The sequence below is a fragment of the Pseudomonas sp. 1 R 17 genome (genome assembly GCF_900067035.1).
Taxonomy (GTDB): domain Bacteria; phylum Pseudomonadota; class Gammaproteobacteria; order Pseudomonadales; family Pseudomonadaceae; genus Aquipseudomonas; species Aquipseudomonas marginalis.
Genome location: NZ_FKLB01000050.1, coordinates 105,831 through 130,078, shown reverse-complemented (window position 1 = coordinate 130,078; position 24,248 = coordinate 105,831). Strand labels below are relative to the sequence as shown.

Sequence of the window (24,248 nt, the reverse complement as noted above, 5' to 3'; positions counted from 1 at the left end):
TTTGGAGTTAGAGATGAAACGTGTGTTAGATAAGGTTGACGAGAAAATATTGGAAGAGCTGACGCGTAACGCGCGGCTGGCTCACAATGATATTGCGATGAAAGTTAACTTGTCGAGGAATGCGGTCAGGCTGCGAATCGAAAGATTGGAGCGTGATGGATACGTCAGAGGGTATACGATTATTAAAGGAATGCCCTCGGCGGATGCTGGGCCGATCAACGCTTTAATCTTCGTTTATCGTAAAGATAGAATGCGTGATGCTGACGTTGTCCGTTCTGTCATAGCGATGCCTGAGGTTATTTCATGCAATGTGATGAGCGGCGACCTTGATATTGTATTGACGGTCGAGGCGATGAGTTCAGACCGTATCCATAGAGTTTGGAGTGAAATCTCAGCGCTGCCAGGCGTCCTAAATACTGTGACGTCCTTCGTTTTATCCTGCACCAAGTAGTATGGATAAAGCAAAGTGCGCTGCCGAACGAGCATTTTGCTCGCAATTACGTTCTGTTTGCCATATTCGTGAAAATGCGTTGGCGACTTACTATTTCAGCACCCAAACATAACAATGAGATCTTTGTCGTGACTGAATATAAAATTGCTTTGCTTGGCTTCGGTGGCGTCAACCGCGCGCTGACTCAGCTTATCGCTGATAAGAATTCGCGCTGGGCAGATGAGCTGGGGTTTACTCTGAAGATTATCGGCGTCAGTGATCTCTTTCTTGGCTCGGTTATCAACAAAGACGGTCTGGATGCTCATGAGCTGGCCGCGGTGCCTGCAGCCAAAGGCAGTCTCAAAGCCCTGCGAGGCGGCAGTGATGAACCTGCCAATGAGTCCGTCATTCGGTTTGCGGGTGCCGATATCGTTGCTGAGGCTACATTTACCAATCCCGTGGACGGCGAGCCAGCCACTACGTTCTGCCGTTGGGCCCTGGAGAAGGGCATCAGCGTCGTGACTACCAACAAAGGTCCAGTGGCGCTGCATGCGCAAAGTTTGAAGGCGCTTGCCCAAAGCACCGGTGCTCAGTTTGAGTTCGAAGGTTCTGTCATGAGCGGAACGCCAGTTATCCGGTTGGCTAAGGAATCTCTCGCAGGCTCGGAAATCAGCGGTTTCAAAGGAATTCTCAACGGCACGTCGAACTTTGTCCTCTCCAGTATGGAGACGGGGCTGGACTTCTCCAGTGCTGTTGCGAAGGCCCAGGCGCTAGGTTATGCCGAAGCAGATCCAACAGCCGATGTGGAAGGGCATGATGTTCGTCTAAAGGTCGTCATTTTGGCGAATGAGTTACTCGGCGCAAAGCTCAAGCCTAGCGATGTCCTGTGCAAGGGTATTTCCGAGATTACCGCCCAGGACATTACCGAAGCGACAAAAGCCAATGCTCGATGGAAGCTTATCGGCAGCGCAGAAAAGCTGAGTGATGGCTCCATTTATGCCTCCGTGAGCCCGCAGTTATTGCCCGCCACTGACGCACTTGCCGGTGTGAGCGGGGCTACCAACGCCATCACTTTCAATACCGCCATTCTTGGCCCTGTCACTGTGGTGGGCGCGGGTGCGGGTCGTTTTGAAACGGCTTTCGCTCTACTCGCCGATATTGTGAGCATTCACAAGCACAAAACCCAGTCAGGTAAGTAATCATGAATAGCTTGAGTATTTCACTGGCTGCTGATTATAAAGCGATCACTGTGCATAGCCCGTTTGACGGTAGCAAAGTGGGTGAGGTGGTCGACATGCCTGCTTCATCCGCCACCACAATAGTCGACACCGCTATTTTGGGTGCGTTGATTGCCAAGGACCTGCCACGACACGAACGTGCACGTATATTGGAACAGGCGGCGTTCTCGGTTGAGCGTGATAAGGACGCCTTTGCCCGACTGATTGTGGCGGAGTCGGGCAAAACACTGAAGCAGGCAAAGAAAGAGGTATTGCGCTGCGTCAATACGTTGAAGTTGTCGGCGGAAGAAGCCAAGCGCAATGCGGGCGAAGTGATCCCTTTCGATGCTTATGTGGGATCCGAATCTCGCCAGGGATGGTTCACTCGCGAGCCCCTGGGTGTAATCGTCGCGATTACTCCTTACAACGATCCCCTCAATCTGGTCGCCCATAAGTTGGGCCCTGCCATTGCGGGCGGGAACGCGGTTGTTCTCAAGCCGTCCGAGCTCACACCACTCTCGGCGATCAAGCTGGTGGATTGCCTGATCGAGGCTGGCCTGCCGCCTGTTGTTGTAACAGTCGCCACAGGAGGGGCTGCATTGGGCAAGGCCCTGGTCGCACACCGTGCGGTGCGTATGGTGTCTTTCACAGGTGGTTTCGTTACCGGGGAGCAAATCGCGCGCACGGCTGGGCTTAAAAAGCTGGCGATGGACCTTGGGGGAAATGCCCCGGTTATCGTGATGGCTGATTGCGATCTGAATGAAACAGTCGACGCTTGTGTGTCGGGGGCTTTTTGGGCGGCCGGGCAGAATTGCATTGGTACTCAGCGGATTTTAATCGAGGCGCCACTCTACGAAGCGTTCAAGGCGCGCTTCGTTGAGAAAACCAGTCAGTTGATCGTGGGTAATCCTGCAGATGATCAGACGGATGTCGGTCCTATGATTACTGAGGCGTCAGCCAAGCATGCTGAAGAAGTAGTGAATGACGCGATTGCCAGAGGCGCGGCGCTGCTGTTCGGCAATGTACGTAACGGTTCGCTTTATTCGCCCACTGTTCTGGAAAGCGTCGACCGCCACTGCAAACTGTGGTGCGAGGAAGTGTTCAGTCCTGTCGTGATACTTCAGAGCATTGGTTCCCTGGACGAGGCCCTGACGCTTGCCAACGAACCTGAATACAGCCTGCACGCGGGGATCTTCACCAGTAATTTGAATGTTGCGATGAAGGCAGCCAAGCGACTTGAAGCGGGCGGCGTCATGATCAACGACTCCTCGGACTATCGATTCGACGCAATGCCTTTCGGTGGTTTCAAGTACGGGAGCATGGGCCGCGAAGGTGTGCGTTTCGCCTATGAAGATATGACGCAACCCAAAGTGGTGTGCATTAACGGCGTGAGTGAGAACTAAACAAGTCGCTCCTGCAGGACTTGACGCTTCAGTGCGATCCTTGGCGAGACTCTTCTGCCTTGAAGAGTCGCGTTCAGAATAAAAATAAAAAGGTAACAGAGATGAGTATCAGCGATTTTAATCCTGCGCCCGAGCAGGCATCCCGTGTCGCTCGAAGAACAGACTTCAGCGCTGAGGAATCGGGTTACCAACAAGTGCTCAAGCCGCGCCAGGTCCAGATGATAGCCATTGGTGGTGCGATTGGCAGCGGGCTTTTTATGGGCGCCGGAGCGCGTCTCGCAGAGGCGGGGCCTTCTCTAGTATTTGTCTTTGCACTATGTGGTTTCTTTGCCTGGTTCATCATTCGAGCTATGGGCGAGCTTGTGATGTACAGGCCTTCATCCGGTTCTTTCGTTTCTTACGCTCGAGAATTTTATGGGGAGAAATGGGCGTTTACAGTGGGTTGGATGTACTGGACCGATTGGGTGATGGTAGCGATTGCTGACCTTACTGCCATCGCGCTCTATCTGAACTTCTTCAAGGCCTATCTACCCGTTATGGGCGATATTCCGCAGTGGTTGCTTGCACTTGCCGCGTTAGCCCTCGTCACCGCAATTAATTTGGTGTCGGTAAAGATTTTCGGGGAACTCGAGTTCTGGTTTGCCCTGATCAAAGTGGCTGCCTTGACTACCTTTCTAGGTATAGGCGTGTATATGGTCCTGTTTGGCACGCCACTTCCGGGACATGAAGTTGGATTCCAACTCATCGCCGACAATGGCGGATGGTTTCCAGCAGGGCTTTTGCCCGCAGTCATCATGATCCAAGGGGTGATATTCGCCTACGGAAGTGTGGAGTTAGTCGGTACTGCCGCGGGTGAAGCCCAGGATGTTGCTAAAGTCATGCCGAAGGCCATTCGTGCAGTGGTGTTCCGCATCATTGTTTTCTATGTAGGCTCCATACTGCTGTTGGCAATGCTACTCCCCCACACAGCCTATTCAGCAGGTGTCAGTCCATTTGTAACCTTTTTTGGCTCACTGGGAATCAAGGGCGCGGACGCCATTATGAATATGGTCCTCATCACGGCGGCTGTTTCATCTTTGAATGCGGGCATCTATTCAACCGGTCGAGTACTAAGGTCCCTCGCCATCAGTGGTTCAGCGCCTGGTTTTCTGGCGAAGATGAATCGTCAGGGGGTTCCATTCGCCGGCATCATGCTGACAACCGTCGCATCCCTGATCGGGGTCTTTCTCAATGCAATTGTTCCCGGGGAAGCATTCGAAATTGCATTGACCCTCACCGCTGTGATGCTGATTGGTTCATGGTCAACGATCATTTTGTGCCAAATCAAGCTTTTCAAGTATGCCCAGCTTGGGGAGTTGGAACGACCGCAGTTTCGTATGCCTTTCGCTCCGTACAGTGGTTACGCCACGCTTATTTTCTTTGGTTTGGTGCTGGTACTGATTGCGATGGATTATCCCGTAGGGACGTATTCAATTGCTTCGCTGCCCATCTACGCCGCAGTGCTTGTAGTCGGTTGGTACATGGTACGTGGCCGTGTGCGTGGGATTGAATCAGGGGCACTGGTATTCGATGAGAACCAGGATTTGGTCCCTGTTGATCAGGCTCTCCGCCACTCAGGTACTCCACTTCAAAATTGAACAAGCACAACGACAATGCCCTTTGGAGGAATAGACCCATGCGTCCTGACAAGAAAAATCTGACCACGCTATCTGCAGCCACACTGGCTGTTCATGGGGGTAACGTAATCGACGCGACGACCGGCGCGGTGCGTACGCCATTAGTCATGGCCAACTCCTATCTACTGCCGGAGGATCCTTCGACAATGGATTGGTCCAGCCCAGATGGCCTTGTGTATACCCGTAACCAAGGGCACAACCAAGTGTGCCTGGAGAAAAAGCTCGCAGCACTTGAGGGGACTGAGTCTAGTGTTGTGTTTGCAACCGGCGTAGCTGCGTTGCATGCAGTGTTTTTTACATTTTTGAAAAGTGGTGACCATGTCCTTGTGAGTGATGTCACCTATGAAGCCGTATGGCGGTTGTTCGCCGAGCTTCTGCCTGAGCGCTATGGTATTGAAGCAACGTTTGTAGATATGGGCGATCTGGACGCTGTCCGGCAGGCATTCAGGCCCAATACAAAGCTGCTTCACACTGAAACGATCGCGAATCCTACGACCAAGGTCGCGGACATTGCTGCCTTGGCCGAGATTGCGCACGCTCAGGGCGCGTTGATCTCTGTAGATGCGACGTTTACACCGCCACCTTTTTTCCGTGCCAGTGAGCATGGTGTAGACCTGGTTGTTCATTCGTTGACCAAATACATTAACGGTCATGGTGACTCGATGGGCGGTGTGGTCTTGGGTTCTACCAAGATGATGAATCACATCAAGCACGATGCACTGGTTGACCTTGGGGCAACCATCTCGCCGTTCAATGCCTGGTTAATCATGCGGGGCTCAGTCACCCTGCCTTTGCGTTTGAAGCAGCACCTGAGCAATGCGGAAAAACTGGCTGTGTATCTCGAGTCAGATGACCGTATTGCCTATGTTTATTACCCCGGGCTTGCCTCTCATCCGCAGCATGAATTAGCTCAGCGGCAATTTGCCGGTCGTGGTTTTGGGGCAATGATGGCCTTCGCAGTGAAAGGTGATCCAGACACCCAAAATCGCTTTGTTTCTAACTTGCGCATTATTACGTCTGCCGTTTCACTGGGCCATGATGAGACGCTCATTGTTCATGTAGGCGCTGAGGGCCGTGGCGGCTTTGACAAGTATCCCAAGGAATTTCAGGAGTACGGCCACTTGCGTTTATCGGTGGGGCTTGAGGACGCAGATGATCTGATTAAAGATATTTGCCTTGCCTTGGATGAAACGTTCAAATGACCTGGCAAATTTGATTATTGGTTTTTGTCTTACAGTATCACGCACAGGGTTTGGTCAACCCGTCTTTACCCCCGTACATGCGGGGGTCTTTTTAATTTTAGATAAGTTTTCGCATGTGTTGCCGAATCTTGCCTGAAACGAGAAAGGTGATTTTTAGTTAACGGGGCTTAGGGGGATTAATTGTGGCTTGGATAAGCTTGATTGTTGCTGGGCTGCTCGAAGTGGTTTGGGCGTTTTCAATGAAACAATCTGAGGGCTTTACACGCGTAGTACCCACCATTGTGACTTTGGTTATGGTGGTAGCCAGCTTTGCGCTGCTCTCCTTCTCGATGAAAAGTCTTCCGCTAGGCACCGCTTATACGATCTGGACGGGTATCGGGGCGGTTGGCGCTTTTTTAGTTGGCATTGCTTTTCTCGGAGAGCCAGCCAGTATTCTGCGAGTGGCTGCCGCGATTTTAATTGTTTCCGGTTTGGTGATGATGAAAGTGGCTTCGACATAAATTTTCGAGCATTTTGCTCATGAAATTGATCAGTTTGCCATATTCTCTGAAGTGGCATTGCCAATGTAGTGTTGGTAATAAGGCGATCGCCTCATAATAATAACTTACGGAGCTATGTGTTCAGCTATAGAATTTTTACTGCCCTTGAATCCAATTACAATACCTAGGGATGTACATATGAACTCGCTAAGAAAAATGTGTTTTATCGCGCTCTTTCCACTGTGTTTGAATGTGGCGTGGGCCAAAGATTACACAATCCTGCGCTTTGGCGTGGATGCTAACTACGCGCCCTTCGAGTCGAAAGCGGCTGATGGCAGCCTCAAGGGGTTTGACATTGATTTGGGTAATTCGATTTGCGCCAAACTTCAAGTTAAATGCATCTGGGTCGAGAGCGATTTTGACGGTCTGATCCCAGGCCTCAGAGCCGGTAAGTTCGATGGTATTCTCTCATCCATGACAGTGACGCCAACGCGCGCAAAAGCCATCGACTTTTCAAATGAATTGTTTTCTGGGTTCACGGCCTACGTGTTCAAAAAAGGTTCGGGCCTCAACGCAGACGTAGCGTCACTCAAGGGTAAAACGGTCGGCTACTTCCAGGGCAGCATCCAGGAAGCCTATGCAAAAGCTGTTCTGGATAAAGCAGGCGTTAAAATTCAGTCCTATCAGAACCAGGACCAAGTGTATTACGACCTCGTAGCGGGGCGGCTGGATGGATCCCTGCAGGACGCATTACAGGCCCAGTTAGGTTTTCTCAACTCGCCGCAGGGTGCCGATTACGAAATCAGCCCGTCCGTCGAGAGCCCTTATCTTCCCTCCAAAACCGCCATCGGCGTTGCCAAGGGCAACGTGGAACTCAAGGCATTGCTCGATAAAGCGATCCAGGCCCTGCACGAAGATGGCACCTACGATTCGATCCAGAAGCAGCACTTCGGCGATCTGAATCTTTACAGCGGCAAATAACCACCCGGCGCTCACCCCCTGGATGGGCGCTTTTCGCTATAGGTTGCTGATCATGTTCGACACACTATTAGGCGTGCTGGGGCTCTCTGCATTCAGCCTGAAGGGGTTTGGCCCTTTACTGCTCGAAGGCGCCTGGATGACCGTCAAGCTGTCCCTTTCTTCCCTGGCGCTGAGTGTGCTGCTGGGGCTGATCGGGGCCAGCGCCAAACTGTCCAGCCTCAAGCTACTACGTCTGCCAGCGCAGCTCTACACCACACTGATCCGGGGGGTGCCGGATCTGGTACTGATGTTATTGATTTTCTACAGCCTGCAAACCTGGCTGACCCTGATTACAGTGGCTCTGGGGTGGGAATACATAGAGATCAACCCCTTTGTCGCGGGGGTTATCACCCTTGGCTTCATCTACGGTGCTTATTTCACCGAGACCTTCCGCGGCGCGATGCTGGCAGTCCCTCGCGGCCAGGTCGAAGCGGCCACGGCTTATGGGTTAAGCCGTACTCAGCGTTTTCGCTTCGTGATGTTCCCGCAAATGATGCGGTTCGCTTTGCCTGGGCTTGGCAACAACTGGATGGTCATTCTCAAGGCCACTGCACTGGTCTCGATCATTGGCTTGGCTGACCTGGTAAAAGCCGCCCAGGATGCGGGGAAAAGCACCTACCAGTTGTTCTTTTTCCTGGTGCTCGCTGCCTTGACGTACCTGGTCATCACCAGCCTCTCCAATGTTGTACTGCGCTACCTGGAAAGGCACTACGCAGCAGGTTCAAGGGAGGCGGTGCGATGATTGAACTTCTACAGGAGTACTGGAGGCCTTTCTTCTACAGCGATGGTCAGCAAATAACCGGGCTGGCCATGACCTTGTGGCTGCTCAGTGCCTCACTGTTCATCGGCTTTATTGTGTCGGTTCCGCTGTCCATCGCTCGAGTGTCGCCCAGGTTTTATGTGCGCTGGCCGGTGCAGTTCTACACCTATCTGTTCCGGGGGACGCCGCTCTACATTCAGTTGTTGATCTGCTACACGGGGATCTACAGCCTGGCTGCCATACGAACACAACCTGTGCTTGATGCGTTTTTTCGCGATGCGATGAATTGCACCATTCTTGCTTTTGCCCTGAATACTTGCGCCTACACCACGGAGATATTTGCAGGGGCAATTCGCAACATTGCCCATGGCGAGGTTGAGGCTGCGAAAGCTTATGGCCTCTCAGGTTGGAAGCTCTATGCGTTTGTGATCATGCCATCAGCCTTGCGTCGCTCGCTGCCGTATTACAGCAACGAAGTCATCCTGATGCTGCACTCGACCACGGTGGCATTCACCGCAACGGTGCCGGACATTCTTAAAGTCGCCCGCGACGCGAACTCCGCGACCTTCTTGACCTTTCAATCGTTTGGGATTGCGGCATTGATTTACCTGGCGGTGACCTTTGCCCTGGTCGGCCTGTTTCGAATCGCCGAGCGTCACTGGTTGGCTTTTCTTGGTCCGACTCACTGAGCCCAGTAGCTGACACTGCTGCTCCAATCCGCGTTAGAGGATGACTGCAAACATGTACAAATTGACTGTTGAAGGGCTACACAAAAGTTACGGTAGCCATGAAGTGCTCAAGGGCGTATCCCTGCATGCCAAAACAGGCGACGTGATCAGCCTGATCGGCGCCAGTGGCTCTGGAAAGAGTACGTTCCTGCGCTGCATTAATTTTCTCGAAACACCCAACGACGGTGCCATGAGTCTGGATGGCAAACCGATCTGCATGGTCAAAAACCATTTGGGGCTGCGCGTGGCGGATGACCGTGAATTGCAACGATTGCGCACCCGCCTGGCCATGGTGTTCCAGCACTTCAACCTGTGGGGCCACCTGACCGTGTTGGACAACATCACCATTGCTCCTCGGCGGGTGCTGGGTGTGAGCAAAAAAGATGCGGAAGATCGTGCCCGGCGATACTTGGAAAAGGTGGGACTGCCTGCCCGTGTTGCCGATCAATTCCCAGCGTTTCTGTCCGGGGGGCAACAGCAACGGGTGGCCATTGCTCGCGCACTTGCGATGGAGCCTGAAGTCATGCTGTTCGACGAGCCTACGTCTGCGCTGGACCCTGAAGTGGTGGGCGAAGTGTTGAAAGTCATCCAAGGGCTCGCAGAAGAAGGGCGGACCATGATCATGGTGACCCATGAAATGGGATTTGCCCGCAAGGTTTCGAACCAACTGCTGTTTCTTCATCAGGGGCTTGTCGAAGAGCAAGGCGGGCCGGAGATCCTGGATAACCCGCGCAGTGAGCGTCTGCAACAATTTTTGTCTAATGGGCTGAAGTGAAAAACCTTCTGTATGAAAACTGCAAGTGAAACCCAGATGGCTGTTGCAACGTTGGGGCGTATCGACGAGGCGATCGTTGATGTGCTGCGCCATAACGGGCGTATCACTTATAAAAAACTCGCCTCATTGGTGAACCTGAGTGAGAGCCCTTGCCAGCAACGTGTACGTAAGCTGGAAAGGCTAGGGGTCATCCGTGGCTATGGGGCCTTCATCGACGAGCACAAGCTCTCACCTGGTTTATCTCTGCTGGTGCTGGTTGGATTGGCTGATGGCAAGGGGCTCTGCGGGCAAAAGGCGTTTGAAGCCGTAGCCGTTGCTTGCCCGCAAGTCATTGAGTGCCAGCTCATCAGTGGTGCGCTTGATTACTGTCTACGCATGCGTTGCCGGGATATGGGGCATTTCCGCTCGCTCACTGAACGTTGGTTGGAAAGTGCTGAGCTGTATATCGAGAAACTGGCGGCCTATCCAGAGTTGGCCGTCATCAAGCCTTCATCGACGCACCTTGGTATCGAATAACAATTACAACACTCCAAGCCTATGGATAAACCATGATGATTGCCAATCAGAAGTTCAGTCATAAAGTACTGCTTTCTGCCTCCCTATGATTGGGCAGAGCTCGCAGCACTTAACGTTGAAGAAATTTTATATTCTCGCACTTTGCAGGCGAGCCTCCCTTCTCTGAAACGGGTGAAGTCCATGATCGTTCGACCCATGCTGCCTGGTATCCGTGCCATTGAAGCTGAAATGATTGAGTTGCGCCGCCATCTTCATGCTTATCCGGAGCTCAGCCTTAAGGAGTTCAAAACCTCAGATCTGGTTGCTGCCAAGCTCCAGTCGTGGGGATTTGAGGTGCATCGTGGTTTTGGGGGGACCGGTGTCGTAGGGCGTTTGCAGCATGGTTGTGGACGTAAGATCATTGGTATTCGGGCAGATATGGATGCGTTGCCGATTCTGGAGCAGACTGGATTGCCGTATGCGAGCCAGCATCCAGGTGCCATGCATGCCTGTGGTCATGACGGCCATACTGCAATGCTGCTGGCTGCCGCGAAGCACCTAGCCAACAGCCGGCAGTTCGACGGTACGCTGGTGGTCATCTTTCAGCCTGCCGAAGAAAGCGATGGGGGCGCGCAGAAAATGCTGGATGATGGTCTCCTGGAGCGATTTCCCTGTAATGCGTTGTTCGGCATGCACAACATGCCTGGGTTGCCAGTAGGGAAGTTGGGTTTTCGGGCCGGGCCGTTCATGGCCTCTACTGATACTGTTGAAATTCGAATTGATGGTATGGGTGGGCATGGAGGAATGCCACATAAAGCCATTGACCCCATACTTACTGGAGGGGCAATTGTCATGGCGCTGCAAAGTATTGTGTCGCGCAATACGGATCCTCTGGAGATGGCGGTTATCACTGTGGGTTCCTTTCATTCTGGTGAGGCGCCCAACGTTATTCCGGGGCATGCGGTACTCCAACTATGCGTTCGCGCTTTGAAGCCTAACGTTCGAGCTGACCTTCTCAAGCGGATTGTTCAGGTTGCCCAAGCTCAGGCGCTTAGCTTCGGCGCCAGTGTCAGTGTGGAGGTTGATAGGGGAGAATCATTGCCGCCCCTGATAAATGATCCTCAGCTTACTGCGTTTGCCCGTCAGGTCGCTGTAGATTGGTTGGGAGAAGAAGGGGTGATTCAAGACATGGCACCCATCGCTGCCAGTGAAGATTTTGCAGTGATGCTTGAGCATTGTCCTGGCAGCTATCTCTTTATCGGTAATGGTGATGGGGAGGGGGGGTGCATGGTGCATAACGCAGGCTACGACTTCAACGATGACTGCCTGGGGACTGGGGCTAGTTACTGGGTTCGGTTAGTTGAACAGTTTCTGGTTTGAGTCGGTCGAGACCAGGTGCAGTACCTAACCGATCCAGCACCATTTTTTCTTTACCCTGCTCCATCGTATTCTGCCAGCGTGCTGATGGAGAGGGTCCTATGCAAACTCCTGCAGATGGCTCGCGCCCATGTGGATCAGTCTGGACTGATCCCAAAAGTGCGTGCATGGCTATTCCAGAGTATTGCCGTTATTGCCATCGTAGCAATCGGCTTGTTTCTGTTCGACAGTACCCAGACCAACCTCCAGAAGTGTGGGCTTTACCCCGGGCTTCAGCTTCCTTGATTGCAGTGCAGGTTTCGGCATCGCTCAACACCTGATCGACTACACCGAAGCGGACACCTATCCACTCGATAGCTGTCCCATCATGCTGTGTGCTTCCCCATCTGGCCGTTGCGAAGATTTTGCGGCAGGCCAGACGGGGAAGCTTTTTTAACGGTAGTGGCGGGTCATCGATTCCAGAGCGATAGGCGCTGCCCGGCACAGAAGCATTTCCGCAACGAGCGTTGGCTCAAGTTTGAAACGAATAGTCATGCAGTACGACCGCCGAGTACCTCAGCCACCCAGTCGGCGATGTACTGGCCGGCATTGATACTGTTGTCGAAGCTCGAATGCTGCACGCCGCCCTCACGTTCGGTGAAGATTTTTAGTTCGCGTTTGGGGCTGTTGACCAACTGTTCGTAAGTGCGGTGGGCCCACTTCAATGGAATCTGCGAATCCTTTTCTCCGTGGGTGACCAGGAAGGGCACCTTGATGCGGTCCAGGATGCCGTCCAGATGAACGTTCTCGGCGATGGTCATGAACTCGTCCGTGTCCTTGGCACCCCAGACCCAAGACACATGCGACCAATAATGCGGCACCGGGAAGCTGCCTTCCTTTTCCATTCGACGTTTCTGCACATCACGCCAATCATGGTTGGCCCCCCATACGACGCCGCACGCGAAGCGCGGCTCGAAGGCTACCGCGCGCGGGCAGTAGTAGCCTCCAAGCGACACACCTTCCAGGCCGATGCGTTTGGCGTCGACATCGTCGCGGGTTTCCAGCCAATCCACCACGCGGCTGGCCCAATGCTCACTGTCGAAACGCGCAGTCAGATTATGTAGCCGGAGCGCTTCGCCCGTCCCGGGTTGGTCGATGATCAACGATGACACGCCACGTTTGGCCAGCCAGGCGGGCAGGCCGACGCGGTATTTCATTTCTTTGGTGGAATCCAGTCCATTGACCTGCACCAGGATCGGCGCTGGGCCGCTGACGCCTTCGGCACGGACCAGCAGACCGGAAAGGTGTTTGCCTTCGTAAGGGATTTCAACGCGCTCGCAATTTTCCCGTGCCAGTTCGATACTCCGTTGGAAGGTGTGCAGAAAGCGCTGGTACAGCTCCGTGCGGCCCGGTGCACCGTGGGCCTGCAGGCGTTCGCAGCTCAGGTAATAGGTCGCGGCGCGGTTGTATTTTTCACCGGCAGACAACAGTCGACCCTTGCCTTCGTCTTCTTCCGCCAGGCCGCACAGCTTGTCGGCCATGTTCGCCCAGGTTTCACGGAAGGCTTTGCTGCCGGCGGCATCCGGCTGTTTGGCGGCTTCTTGCAGCGGCGCGCACATTTTCTCGATTTCGCCGATGCGGGCGCCCATTTCAATGGCCAGGTCGACGGAAAGATTCCACACGTAGTTGGTCGGGAAGTAGCGAAACATGATTGTTATTGTCCTTGTGCAAGCAAAGGCAGGCGGCCAAATCCGGAGCGGGGTACGCCAGACCTGACGGTTCGAAGCAGGCTAAGGTGAGGCCCATTGTTTGGCCAATCGCGAGTCAGGATGGGAGGTATTGCGAACGGCGATAGGGCGCACATGCGCCATTGGCTTGAGTCTCGGCGCGCGCATGAATCCTGGCTCGCCGCCGAGCAGCGGGAGCGACTACTGCTCCAGCTCGTTAATGATCTGACTGATTTTCGCCCGCAACCAACGGTGCATCGGATCTCCTTCCATGGTTCGGTGCCAGAGCATGAACTCACGCATGACCGGGATTTTTACTGGTGGCTGCACGATGCGCAGCGGCAGGTAGTTGGCGTAGAGCCTGGCCATGCGCTGGAGCATGGTGGCGACGCGTTGGGTGCCGACGATCAGCTGCGGCAGAGTATTGAAATCATGGGTCACCACTTCCATGCGGCGGGTGAAACCATACTGGCTCATCAACCATTCTTCGACGCTCAGTTGCCGGTTGCGGCCAAAAATCACCGAGACATGGCCCATCTCGATGTACTGGTCGAGGCTGATGCTGTCGCCCACCAACGTGTTGCCGTCCCACACTACGCAGACGTGTTCTTCTTCAAACAGTAGCTGCGAGGGGTGGCCTTCGATCAGGTAGTGTTCAGGCACGATCATCATGTCGGCCTCACCGCGCATCAGCATCTCGGTGGACGTGTCGCCAGGGCCGAGCAGTTCAAAGGTGATATGCGGTGCTTCCAGGGAGATCTTCTGGATCACCCGGGCAAACAGGACGCTGATCAGATAGTCCGAGGTGATCAGGCGAAAATGACGCTTGCTGGTGGCGGGGTCGAACACTGGTTTGGCGGTGATCGAGGACTGGATCGTCAGCAGCACCTGGCGTACGGGCGCCGCCAGCTCGCGGGCATAGGGCGTGGGCTGCATCTTGCGCCCGACCTGCGCCAGCAGTTCATCTTCGAAGTAGAGGCGCAGCCTGCCCAGTACGCCGCTGGTGGCGGATTGAGTCATGTGCAGGCGTTCGGCAGCGCGGGTGATGTTCTGCTCTTCCAGTAACACATCCAGCGCCACCAGGAGATTGAGATCCAGGTGGTTAAAGCGCATGGCGGTCTCGATTTTTGTATTTATTTTGTAAATACCTTCCGGCCTTCCTATCGCGGCGTCAAGTCCCGTGAATGGATGAATCGAACGACGCCTGGTTCGATTTTCCATGTCACTTGCGCCGCGCAGCCAGGTATCGCATTTGCCGATAGGTCGCATCCCGACAAGCGATTAGTCAGTGGGTTTTTGCCCCTTCAGTATCGGCCCACAGTCGGTTGGCGTGACGCTTCATCGACTTCAAGACCCGCCTCGGCAGCGCTCCGCCTGGCACGGTTCCCGTAAGCGGGGTGCTGGCCTGCGCTGAATAATTACAATGGAGTGGTAACTCAATGAACATCATTGGCCTTGATGCCTTGATTTTTGGCGTCGACGATATTCAAGCCTGTACCCATTGCCTGCGTGACTACGGCCTGCGCCCTGTCGATGTCGACAGCGAGGGCGGTCGTTTTGAAGCCCTCGACGGCACGGCGGTGATTATCCGTCATGCAGACGATGCTCGTTTGCCGGTGGCCATCGGGCCTGCTCCCTCGATTCGGGAAACCGTTTATGGCGTGGCCGGCGTGGCTGACCTCGAGGCCATCGCCGATGAGTTGGGGCGCGACCGCCCGGTGACCCGCGGTGCCGATGGCTCCGTGCACAGCGTGGACGATATGGGCTTTGCCATTGGTTTCCAGATCAGCGTGCGGCGTGCGTACAGCGCGCCCGCCGACCTGACTAACGCACCGGGCCATGTCCCCCAGCGGCCGGTCAACCAGCCGGGCATCAGCCCCGATATGCAGGCTTTGCCGCGTACCCTGTCCCACGTGGTGTATTTCGTGCCGGATGCAGCCAAGGCCGAGGTTTTTTACCAGCGCCTGGGCTTCGTGACCACCGACACCTTTGTCGGCGCGGGTCCGTTCATGCGGCCGGCCGGTTCCGATGACCATCACTGCCTGTTCATGATCCAGACACCGCCACACATGAAGGGTTGCGAGCATTTCACCTTTCACATGGGCAGCGGCACGGAAGTCCTGCTGGCCGGACGTCGCTTCGAGCAGCAAGGCTGGACCAGCTTCTGGGGGCCGGGCCGCCATCTCTTCGGTTCCAACTGGTTCTGGTACTTCAACAGTCCGTTGGGCTGTCACATCGAATACGACGCCGATATGGACAAGCACGATGACGCCTGGCAAGCGCGCCAGGCGCCACTGTCGGCGGATAATTCGCAATTGTTCCTGTTCACCTCCCGGGAAAAATGGTTCCCGAGCGGCCCTCCGCCCAAGCAGGCCTGAGTGTGGAGGTTGTCCATGAGTCACGAGGCCCTGGTGCTCTGTTGCCTGGATGAACTGGTGGAAGGGCAGGCCCGCGGGTTCGATCCCCTGGGCACGGGGAAGGACAGTGTGTTCGCCCTGCGCCATGACGGCGAAGTGCGGGTCTATCGCAACAGCTGTCCGCACCTGGAGGTGCGCCTGGAGTACCGCAAGGATCGTTTTCTCAGCGTCGATGGCCGCCAGATCGTCTGTTACGCCCATGGTGCCCGGTTCCTTCCGGACAGTGGTCTGTGCGTCTACGGGCCGTGCCTGGGGGACAGCCTGAGCGCACTGCAATGGCATGCAGAGGCCGATTGGCTGGTGCTCGAAGCGGATCAGTTGGAGGCGTATGCATCCTGATTAACGTATCGCGGTAGCTGATACATCGTATCCCTACATGCGATTAGTCAAACGCCTGCTTTGCCGAGAAAGTGAACACAACGCGGTAGCGAATGCGTGCAAACACAGCCGGTGGTCAAGCCTGGGATCGCTCCGGCAGAACGCTAGCGTGAATAACAAGAATAAGAGTGAGACGAGCATGAACGCAGTGAAAAAGGTGCTTATCGTCGGTGGTGGTATCGGTGGTCTATGTGCGGCAATCGCTTTGCGTCGCCAGGACATCGAAGTCGATCTTGTCGAGCTCAAGACGCAGTGGACAGTCTATGGCGTTGGCATCATCCAGCAGAGTAACGTCGTCCGTGAGATGGCCAAGCTGGGTGTGTTGGACGGCTACTTGGATGCCGCCTACGCGTTCGAGGATGTGACCATCAACACCACCGCCGGTGAACAACTGGCGCGAATTCCCGGCAAGCGCCTGGCGGGGCCCGAGTATCCAGCCAACGTCGGCATCTCGCGCCTGGCCCTGCATCAAGTCCTCAGCGAAACCGTTGCTGCCCTTGGCGTCTCGGTTCGTCTGGGCCTGAGTGTCGAGTCGCTGGAGCAGATGGGCGAGGGCGTCGATGTGCTGTTCACCGATGCCAGTCGCGGTCGCTACGACCTGGTCGTCGGCGCCGATGGCCTGTACTCCCACCTGCGCGGTCTGCTGTTTGGCGAGCAGTACCTGCCGCGCTTCACCGGTCAATCGGTGTGGCGCTACAACTTTCCTCGTGCCGCTGGAATTGATCATCTGGCCACCTTCCAGGGACCTGCCGGTAACGCCGGACTGGTGCCGCTGGGCCGCGACCAGATGTACCTGTTCGTGACTTCCCATGAGCCCGCCAACCCCAGGATGGAGGCTGCCACGCTGGCGACCCAGATGCGCCAGCGCCTGAGTGGTTTCACCGGGCTGATCGGCGAACTGCGCGAGCAAATAACCGACAGCGACCAGGTGGTCTACAAGCCGCTGGAGGTGCTGTTCGTCAGCGAGCCCTGGTACCGCGGCCGTGTCGTGCTGATTGGCGATGCGGTGCACGCCACGACGCCGCACCTGGGCCAGGGTGCCGGCATGGCCATCGAGGATGCCGTGGTGCTTGGCGAAGAGTTGATCGCCGGCGGCAGCCTCGAACAGCAGCTCCAACGCTTTATGGCGCGCCGTTATGAGCGCTGCAAATTCATCAGCGACAGCTCGGTGCTGGCCGGTGACAAGGAAATGGCCCACGACAGCAGCTTCGACCGGATCGGCCTGGTCAGGCGGATGCTCGACGTCACGGCAGCGCCTATCTGAGGCGCCGGCAAAACTGAATTTGCTCTCCCATGGATGCTTCATGCCTGTGCAGGCTTGGCCCGGTTCGACTGCGGGCGCCGTTCCACCAGAAGAGCTGACATACAACAACAATAAAGAGGGTTACTTCGATGGCTACTCGCAAGTTCGCTGCGTCGCGGCGCGTCCCCTTCACCCTGACCCTTGCGGCCAGCCTGGGGCTTGGCGCTTCGGCTGCCCAGGCCTTTCAGATCGACACCGGTAGTCCCGATCTCAGCTTGCGCTGGGACAACACGCTGAAGTACAGCGCGGCCTGGCGCCTGAAGGAGCCCAGCAGCAAGCTTAGCGAGGGGCAGACGGCGCTGAACCAGAATGACGGTGATCACAACTTCGGCAAGGGCCTGATCTCCAATCGCCTGGATATTCTTTCCGAACTGGACATCGGTTTTCACAACTTTGGTGCCCGTCTGAGCGGTGCGGCCTGGTACGACACTGTCTACCAGGACCGCAACGACAACAACGACGCGGCCAGTGCCAACCAGCGTTCGGTGGGTTTCAACGAGTTCACCAGTGATACCCGTCAACTGCACGGCGGTGACGGTGAACTGTTGGATGCGTTCGTCTACTGGAACGGTGAGCTGGCCGACCGTACCTTGTCGGTTCGCGCCGGGCGCCACGGGCTGATCTGGGGCGAGAGCCTGTTCTTCGGCGGCAACGGCATTGCCGGAGCCATGGCGCCGGTGGACGTGGTCAAGGCGCAATCGGTGCCCAACACCCAATTCAAGGAAATCACCCGACCGGTCAACCAGCTCTCGACCGCCTACCAACTAACCGACGATGTGTCATTGGGCGCCTTCTACCAGTTGGAGTGGGAAGCCACCCGCTTGCCGGGCGCCGGTAGCTATTTCTCCACCAGCGATACCATCGGCGACGGCAATGAACGGCTGATCACCGGCGGGCCGTTCCCGGATTTCCTCGGCGGTAATGCCAACAGCCCGGCTGCGTTTTTCCATGGCAAGGACAAGAAAGCCAGGAGTTCCGGCCAGGGCGGCCTGCAGCTCAAGTACAACACCGGGACGACGGATTACGGCCTGTACGCACTCCAATATCACGAGAAAACCCCAACGCTGTACTTGAAGCCGAATGCCACCGGGCCGAACTTCAGTACCGGGCAAGTCGGCGAATATTCCTGGGTCTACCCGGAAGATATCCGGGTCCTGGGCGCCAGTTTCGCGACCTCCGTGAACGAGTACAGCTTTGCCGGCGAGGCATCGATGCGCTGGAACATGCCGCTGGTGTCCAACGCCCAGACCGTCCTGCCGGGCGCCGAGGCGGACAACAACGACGACGCCCTCTATGCCGTCGGCCGTACGGCCCACGTCAACCTCAACGTCCTGGCATCGCTGGGCCCTTCCTTCGTCGCCAATGAAGCCAGCCTGGTAGGGGAAATCGCCTGGAACCGCCTGCTCGCCGTAACCAGGAACCGCGCCGCCCTAGACCCTAACGCCACTGATGATGGACTGGGCTTGAAGTTGGTTTACACGCCCACCTATCGCCAGTTCTTTCCGGGCGTGGATATCAGCGTGCCGCTGGGCATCAGCTATTTCCCCATGGGCAAGTCGGCTGTGATCAGCGGGTTCGGCCCCGACAGAGGCGGGGACATGAACATCGGCGTCTCCGCCACCTATTTGGACCAAGTGACGGTGGGGCTGACCTACACCCACTTTTACGGTCCCGAGGACACCAGCCTCAACGCCGCCAACCAGTTCAATTACAAGCAGTCGCTGAAGGATCGGGATTACCTGGCTTTCTCCGTCAAGACCACGTTCTAAGAGGATTTGCGCATGACCATTCAGTTCACTCTAAAGGCCTTGTGCTTAACCCTGCTGGCCGCTGCCGCGCCGATGGCCTTGGCCGCCAGCGCCGAACAAGCGGCCGCGCTGGGCAAGACCCTGACGCCCTTCGGTGCCGAGAAAGCCGGCAATGCCGACGGCAGTATTCCGGCCTGGGACGGTGGCTACACCAAGGTTGATCCAGGCTACGTCCCGGGCGGCAAACGCAGCGATCCATTTGCTGCGGACAAACCCTTGTACAGCATCACCGCCCAGAACCTGGCCAAGTACGCCGACAAACTCAGCGACGGCACCAAGGAGCTGTTCAAGCGTTTCCCGGACACCTATCGCATCGATGTCTATCCGACCCGGCGCACGGCGGCCGCGCCGCAGTGGGTCTATGACAACACGTTCAAGAATGCGACCCGCGCCAAACTGGTCGACAGCAGCGCCGGACTGATCCCCGACGGTGCCTATGGCGGGATCCCGTTCCCGATTCCACAGAATGGTACCGAAGCCATCTGGAACCATGTGCTGAACTGGCGCGGCACTTCGGTGGCGGGGCACTTTCGCCACTATCTGATGACCGCTGACGGCAACCAGGTGATGACCAGCGACGGCCTGTTGACCCAGGAAATGCCCTACTACTTTCAGGAGGGCGGCCCTGAGAACTATTCGGGCGACTACTGGCAGGTGCACTTTGTCAATCTCGGCCCGGCGATTCGTGCCGGTGAGCAGATCCTGGGGCGTGAAAACATCAACGGTGACAAATCCCAGGCCCATGTCTACCTGAGCGGTCAACGCCGGGTACGCACGCTGCCCAACGCTTGCTGCGATACGCCGACGCCGTCCACTGCCGGGGTCATGTCCTTCGATGAGTTGAGTGTGTGGGGTGGTCGCACGGACCGGTTCGACTGGAAACTGGTGGGCAAGCAGGAGATGTATGTCCCCTACAACACCAACAAGGTGCAAAACGCTGCCCAGCCGCAGGACCTGCTGGGCAAGCACCATCTGAACCCGGACTACGTGCGCTGGGAATTGCACCGCGTCTGGGTGCTCGAATCGACGGTGGCCGCCGGCAAGCGCCACCAGTTGCCCAAGGGGCGTTACTACCTCGATGAAGACACTTGGCAAGCCCTGCTCGGCGACCGTTGGGATGCCAGCGGCCAACTGGCCAAGACCCTCTGGTCGCTGCCTTCCGTATTGCCCGACCTGCCTGGGCTGGTGCAACTCTCTTCAGGTTTTTATGACCTGACCTCCGGTGCGTGGTTTATCCAGAATCTCTATGCCGGGTTGCCGGATCAGTATCGCGCGGTCGATCGCTACAAGTCCTCGGAGTTCTCGCCCGCGGCGATGGCGGGGCGTGGCGTGCGTTAGACCTGAGCCGAGAGTGAAGGGCAGGCCTGCCGGTCTGCCCTTGGGATACGAGTGTTTGTCCGAGGTAGGTTATGAACAGAATCAGTCAGGCGAGTGCGTTGCTGTTGGCCTTGTATTTGCCCCTCGCCACGAGCGAGTGTCTGGCCGGGTCGGCAGCGGTGGGCGTGCCGCTCAATACCCCGGCCATGCGGGTACCGGCTGCGCAGAACGGCGTATTGATCGACCTGGCGCGTGCCGGCACACGCCTGGTGGCCGTGGGTGAGCGCGGCCTGGTGCTGTTCTCCGACGACAATGGGCAAAGCTGGCACCAGGCTTCGGTACCGGTTTCGGTCAGCCTGACGGCGGTGCGGTTCGTGGATGCGCAAAAGGGCTGGGCAGTCGGTCATGCGGGCGTGGTGCTGGCGACGCTGGACGGCGGCGAGCACTGGACGCTGCAGCTCGACGGCGTACGCGTGGCACAGCTGGAACTGGACGCCGCCAAGGCGGAACAAGCCACCGCTGTCGACCCGGATGCCGCCCTGATACGGGTACAAAATGCCGAGCGTCTTGTCGCCGATGGTCCAGACAAACCCTTTCTGGCACTGGAGTTCGTCGACGCACATCGCGGGCTGATCGTCGGTGCCTACGGTTTGGCGCTGCTGACCACCGATGGTGGCGCCACCTGGCAATCGCTGATGGGGCAAATTGCCAACCCCAACGGCTTGCACCTGTACGCCATCAGTCGCCACGGCACACGTTGGTTCCTGGCTGGCGAGCAGGGCTACCTGGCACGCTCGGACGACGATGCGCTGTCGTTCAGTCAACTGGACAGCCCCTACGAAGGTAGTTTCTTCACCCTGCAGAACCGCGCGGATGGCGCGCTGATGGTCGCCGGTCTGAAGGGCAATGCCTTTGTCTCCCACGACGCCGGCGCAAGTTTCCAGCGTCTTTCGGTGCCCGTACCGATCTCCTTCAACGACGCCACACGCCTGGCCGACGGCCAACTACTGCTGGTCAACCAGGGCGGCATGCTGTTTCGCAACAGCGAGCAGACCGGGGCGGCGCTGCTGCCGTTGGGAACGCCCTTGGGCAAACCTGTTTCAAGTGTGATCGAGGCCGCCGATGGCAGCTTGATCGTTGCCGGTTTCACCGGGCTGCAGCGTCTTGCGCAGCCAGCCACTGCCGCTCCGGAGTGAGGTTATGACGTCCCCTGATAAATTTTCCCCGTCTCGTGCAAGTACGTTCGATGACTTTGATCCACGCTCCGGCTCGCTGCTCGAACGAGCATTGTTCAACCATCGTCTGTGGGTGTTGCTGCTGTGCCTGGCGACCACGCTGGTGCTGGGGTGGCAGTCCAGTCGTGTCGAGCTCAATGCCAGCTTCGAAAAAATGATTCCCACCCATCAGCCCTATATCGCCAACTACCTTGAGCACCAGCAGGAGTTGAGCGGGCTGGGGAATGCGGTGCGCATTGCAGTGGTCAACAAGCGGGGCGACATCTATGACAGCGCCTACCTCAAGACCCTGCAGGCGTTGAGCGACAAGATCTACCTGCTGCCCGGTGTCGACCGTGCGTACATGAAATCGCTCTGGACGCCGGCCACGCGCTGGGTGGCGGTGACCGAGGCGGGCCTGGAGGGTGGGCCGGTCATTCCGGATAACTACGATGGCGGCGCAGCGAGCCTTGCGGCATTGCGGCGCAACGTGCAGTTGTCCAACGAAATCGGCCAGTTGGTGGCGTTCGACCAGGCTTCGAGCATCATCCAGGTACCGCTGCTGCAGCGCACCCCGGACGGCAAACCCTTGGACTACAGCCAACTGTCGCAACAGTTGGAATCATTGCGCAGCCAATACCAGAGCGACAGCATCGACATCCGCATCACCGGTTTCGCCAAGAAAGTCGGTGACCTGATTGCCGGCCTGCGGCAAATCCTGATGTTCTTCGCCGTGGCGATCCTGATCACCACGGTGGTGCTTTATTGGTACACCCGCTGCATTCGCAGCACTCTGTTGGTGGTGTTCTGCTCATTGGTGGCGGTGGTTTGGCAGCTCGGCTTGCTGCCGCTGCTCAATTATCAACTGGACCCCTATTCGGTGCTGGTGCCGTTCCTGGTGTTTGCCATTGGCATGAGCCACGGCGCACAGAAGATGAACGGCATCATGCAGGATATCGGGCGCGGCATGCACCGGGTGGTCGCCGCACGCTTCACCTTCCGCCGCCTGTTTCTCGCCGGCCTCACCGCGCTGCTGTGTGATGCGGTCGGTTTCGCGGTGCTGATGATCATCAAGATCCAGGTGATCCAGGACCTGGCGATGATTGCCAGTATCGGCGTGGCGGTGCTGATTTTCACCAATTTGATCCTGCTGCCGATATTGCTTTCTTATGTGGGGGTCAGCCGCCGTGCGGCGCAACTGAGCCTGAAAAGCGAACACGCCGAACTGGCCGGCCACAATCGCCACGGATTCTGGCGCTTCCTCGACCTGTTCACCCAGCGCCGGTGGGCGGCGCTGTGCATCGCCCTGAGCCTGGCGCTGGCGACGCTCGGCTTCATCGTCAGCCTGCAATTGAAAGTCGGTGACCTGGATGCGGGCGCGCCTGAGCTGCGGGCCGACTCGCGCTACAACCAGGATGATGCATTCCTGACCCGGCATTACGGCGCCAGCAGCGATCTGTTCGCGGTCATGATCAAGACACCCGCCAGCGCCTGTTCGCGCTATGACATCCTGAACAAGGTCGATGCCCTCGACTGGCAGTTGCGCACCTTGCCGGGTGTCGATTCGACCAATTCCCTGGCGTTGCTCAACCGCCGCATGCTGGTGGGCCTGAGCGAAGGCAGCCCGAAATGGTATGAGCTGCAGAACAACCAGGCGATGCTCAACATGGTCACCGCCGGGGCACCGCGCGGTTTGTACAACGAAGACTGCAGCCTGCTGACACTGTACGTCTACCTCTCCGACCACAAGGCGCAAACCTTGAGCCGCCTGGTGGATCACGTCGAGCAATTCGCCGCGGCGAACAATACCGATGACGTCCAGTTCCTCCTGGCCGCTGGCAATGCCGGGATCGAGGCCGCGACCAACATCGTCGTCAGGCAGGCCAACCGCGAAATGCTGTTCTGGGTCTACGGCGCGGTGATCCTGCTGTGCCTGATCACCTTCCGTTCCTGGCGCGCCACGATTTGCGCGGTGATTCCGCTGATGCTCACATCGATCCTCTGTGAGGCGCTGATGGTCTGGCTGAACATCGGCGTCAAGGTCGCGACCCTGCCGGTGATTGCCCTCGGCGTGGGCATCGGCGTCGACTACGCGCTGTACGTGATGAGCATCCTGCTCGGTCATATGCGCCAGGGCACAAGCTTGTCTGAGTCGTATTACCGGGCACTGCTGTCCACCGGCAAGGTGGTGATGCTGACTGGCGTGACCTTGGCGATCGGCGTGGCCACCTGGATGTTTTCGCCAATCAAGTTCCAGGCTGATATGGGCGTGCTGCTGGCCTTCATGTTCGTCTGGAACATGGTCGGTGCGCTGGTTCTATTGCCAGCCCTGGCTCACTTCCTGTTGCCGAGCAAGCGGGTGAGCGCGGGGCAGGCCGAAGCCAGACCCAGCCATTCGACGAGCTTGCCGATGATGCCTGCCGTAGCCGAGGAGGGGGCTTGCGTGAAGCACTCGCTACGCCTGACTTCAGAGCACGATCAAACGATAAAAGACGCCAATCCCGTCGCGTCATAACAACAAAAAAGGACGTTCCCATGCCTCG

General features: G+C 56.9%; 21 protein-coding genes and 1 pseudogene. 20 read left to right on the top strand and 2 right to left on the bottom strand.

What is annotated here, in order from left to right:
* Positions 1-13 precede the first annotated feature (13 nt).
* The 13 genes and pseudogenes from BFP99_RS17800 to BFP99_RS32245 all read left to right on the top strand — a co-directional run.
* The gene (locus BFP99_RS17800; protein ID WP_065926032.1) at positions 14-451 is read left to right on the top strand and encodes an Lrp/AsnC family transcriptional regulator; all 438 of its coding nucleotides are present in this window, start codon (positions 14-16) and stop codon (positions 449-451) included.
* A gap of 128 nt (positions 452-579) precedes the next feature.
* Entirely contained in the window at positions 580-1,629 is a 1,050-nt protein-coding gene (locus BFP99_RS17795) for a homoserine dehydrogenase (protein WP_065926033.1), read from the top strand.
* Positions 1,630-1,631: 2 nt separating this feature from the next.
* The gene (locus tag BFP99_RS17790; RefSeq protein WP_065926034.1) at positions 1,632-3,050 is read left to right on the top strand and encodes an aldehyde dehydrogenase family protein; all 1,419 of its coding nucleotides are present in this window, start codon (positions 1,632-1,634) and stop codon (positions 3,048-3,050) included.
* A gap of 101 nt (positions 3,051-3,151) precedes the next feature.
* Positions 3,152-4,687, top strand: a complete 1,536-nt coding sequence (locus tag BFP99_RS17785; RefSeq protein WP_065926035.1) for an amino acid permease — start codon at positions 3,152-3,154, stop codon at positions 4,685-4,687.
* Between the two features lie 38 nt (positions 4,688-4,725).
* A complete protein-coding gene (locus BFP99_RS17780) occupies positions 4,726-5,928 on the top strand; it encodes a trans-sulfuration enzyme family protein (RefSeq protein WP_065947825.1) in 1,203 nt (400 codons plus the stop codon).
* Between the two features lie 182 nt (positions 5,929-6,110).
* Positions 6,111-6,428 carry a DMT family transporter gene (locus BFP99_RS17775; protein ID WP_065926037.1) on the top strand — a complete coding sequence of 106 codons (318 nt, stop codon included), beginning with the start codon at positions 6,111-6,113 and terminating at the stop codon, positions 6,426-6,428.
* A gap of 195 nt (positions 6,429-6,623) precedes the next feature.
* Positions 6,624-7,388 carry a transporter substrate-binding domain-containing protein gene (locus BFP99_RS17770; protein ID WP_235865577.1) on the top strand — a complete coding sequence of 255 codons (765 nt, stop codon included), beginning with the start codon at positions 6,624-6,626 and terminating at the stop codon, positions 7,386-7,388.
* Between the two features lie 52 nt (positions 7,389-7,440).
* A complete protein-coding gene (locus tag BFP99_RS17765; protein ID WP_065926136.1) occupies positions 7,441-8,169 on the top strand; it encodes an ABC transporter permease in 729 nt (242 codons plus the stop codon).
* The gene (locus BFP99_RS17760; protein ID WP_065947823.1) at positions 8,166-8,876 is read left to right on the top strand and encodes an ABC transporter permease; all 711 of its coding nucleotides are present in this window, start codon (positions 8,166-8,168) and stop codon (positions 8,874-8,876) included. The genes BFP99_RS17765 and BFP99_RS17760 overlap by 4 nt, the downstream gene beginning before the upstream one ends.
* A 52-nt stretch (positions 8,877-8,928) precedes the next feature.
* Complete coding sequence (locus BFP99_RS17755; RefSeq protein ID WP_065926040.1) at positions 8,929-9,690, top strand: ABC transporter ATP-binding protein; 762 nt, start codon at positions 8,929-8,931, stop codon at positions 9,688-9,690.
* A 12-nt stretch (positions 9,691-9,702) separates the two neighbouring features.
* The gene (locus tag BFP99_RS17750; RefSeq protein WP_065926041.1) at positions 9,703-10,206 is read left to right on the top strand and encodes an Lrp/AsnC family transcriptional regulator; all 504 of its coding nucleotides are present in this window, start codon (positions 9,703-9,705) and stop codon (positions 10,204-10,206) included.
* A gap of 180 nt (positions 10,207-10,386) precedes the next feature.
* Complete coding sequence (locus BFP99_RS17745) at positions 10,387-11,565, top strand: M20 aminoacylase family protein (protein WP_065926042.1); 1,179 nt, start codon at positions 10,387-10,389, stop codon at positions 11,563-11,565.
* Between the two features lie 98 nt (positions 11,566-11,663).
* Positions 11,664-11,908: pseudogene (locus tag BFP99_RS32245) on the top strand (amino acid ABC transporter permease); the annotation flags it as partial.
* 184 nt (positions 11,909-12,092) lie between these two features.
* Here the strand turns inward: BFP99_RS32245 and BFP99_RS17740 are convergent.
* Complete coding sequence (locus tag BFP99_RS17740) at positions 12,093-13,250, bottom strand: alpha/beta hydrolase family protein (protein ID WP_065947822.1); 1,158 nt, start codon at positions 13,248-13,250, stop codon at positions 12,093-12,095.
* A 219-nt stretch (positions 13,251-13,469) separates the two neighbouring features.
* Complete coding sequence (locus tag BFP99_RS17735; RefSeq protein ID WP_045156204.1) at positions 13,470-14,381, bottom strand: LysR family transcriptional regulator; 912 nt, start codon at positions 14,379-14,381, stop codon at positions 13,470-13,472.
* 326 nt (positions 14,382-14,707) lie between these two features.
* Here BFP99_RS17735 and BFP99_RS17730 point away from each other — a divergent pair, with 326 nt between their 5' ends.
* From BFP99_RS17730 to BFP99_RS17700, 7 genes are all read left to right on the top strand, one after another.
* Positions 14,708-15,646, top strand: a complete 939-nt coding sequence (locus BFP99_RS17730; RefSeq protein WP_053121646.1) for a VOC family protein — start codon at positions 14,708-14,710, stop codon at positions 15,644-15,646.
* 15 nt (positions 15,647-15,661) lie between these two features.
* Entirely contained in the window at positions 15,662-16,024 is a 363-nt protein-coding gene (locus BFP99_RS17725; RefSeq protein ID WP_065926045.1) for a Rieske (2Fe-2S) protein, read from the top strand.
* Positions 16,025-16,202: 178 nt separating this feature from the next.
* Positions 16,203-17,327: an FAD-dependent oxidoreductase gene (locus BFP99_RS17720; RefSeq protein ID WP_065947821.1), complete on the top strand. Its 1,125-nt coding sequence runs from the start codon at positions 16,203-16,205 to the stop codon at positions 17,325-17,327.
* 128 nt (positions 17,328-17,455) lie between these two features.
* The gene (locus tag BFP99_RS17715) at positions 17,456-19,135 is read left to right on the top strand and encodes a DUF1302 domain-containing protein (protein ID WP_065926047.1); all 1,680 of its coding nucleotides are present in this window, start codon (positions 17,456-17,458) and stop codon (positions 19,133-19,135) included.
* Between the two features lie 12 nt (positions 19,136-19,147).
* Complete coding sequence (locus BFP99_RS17710; protein ID WP_065939493.1) at positions 19,148-20,512, top strand: DUF1329 domain-containing protein; 1,365 nt, start codon at positions 19,148-19,150, stop codon at positions 20,510-20,512.
* Between the two features lie 71 nt (positions 20,513-20,583).
* Positions 20,584-21,687, top strand: coding sequence for a YCF48-related protein (locus BFP99_RS17705; protein ID WP_065926049.1), 1,104 nt, complete (start codon positions 20,584-20,586; stop codon positions 21,685-21,687).
* A gap of 4 nt (positions 21,688-21,691) precedes the next feature.
* Positions 21,692-24,220: an efflux RND transporter permease subunit gene (locus tag BFP99_RS17700; protein WP_065947820.1), complete on the top strand. Its 2,529-nt coding sequence runs from the start codon at positions 21,692-21,694 to the stop codon at positions 24,218-24,220.
* Positions 24,221-24,248: the final 28 nt, after the last annotated feature.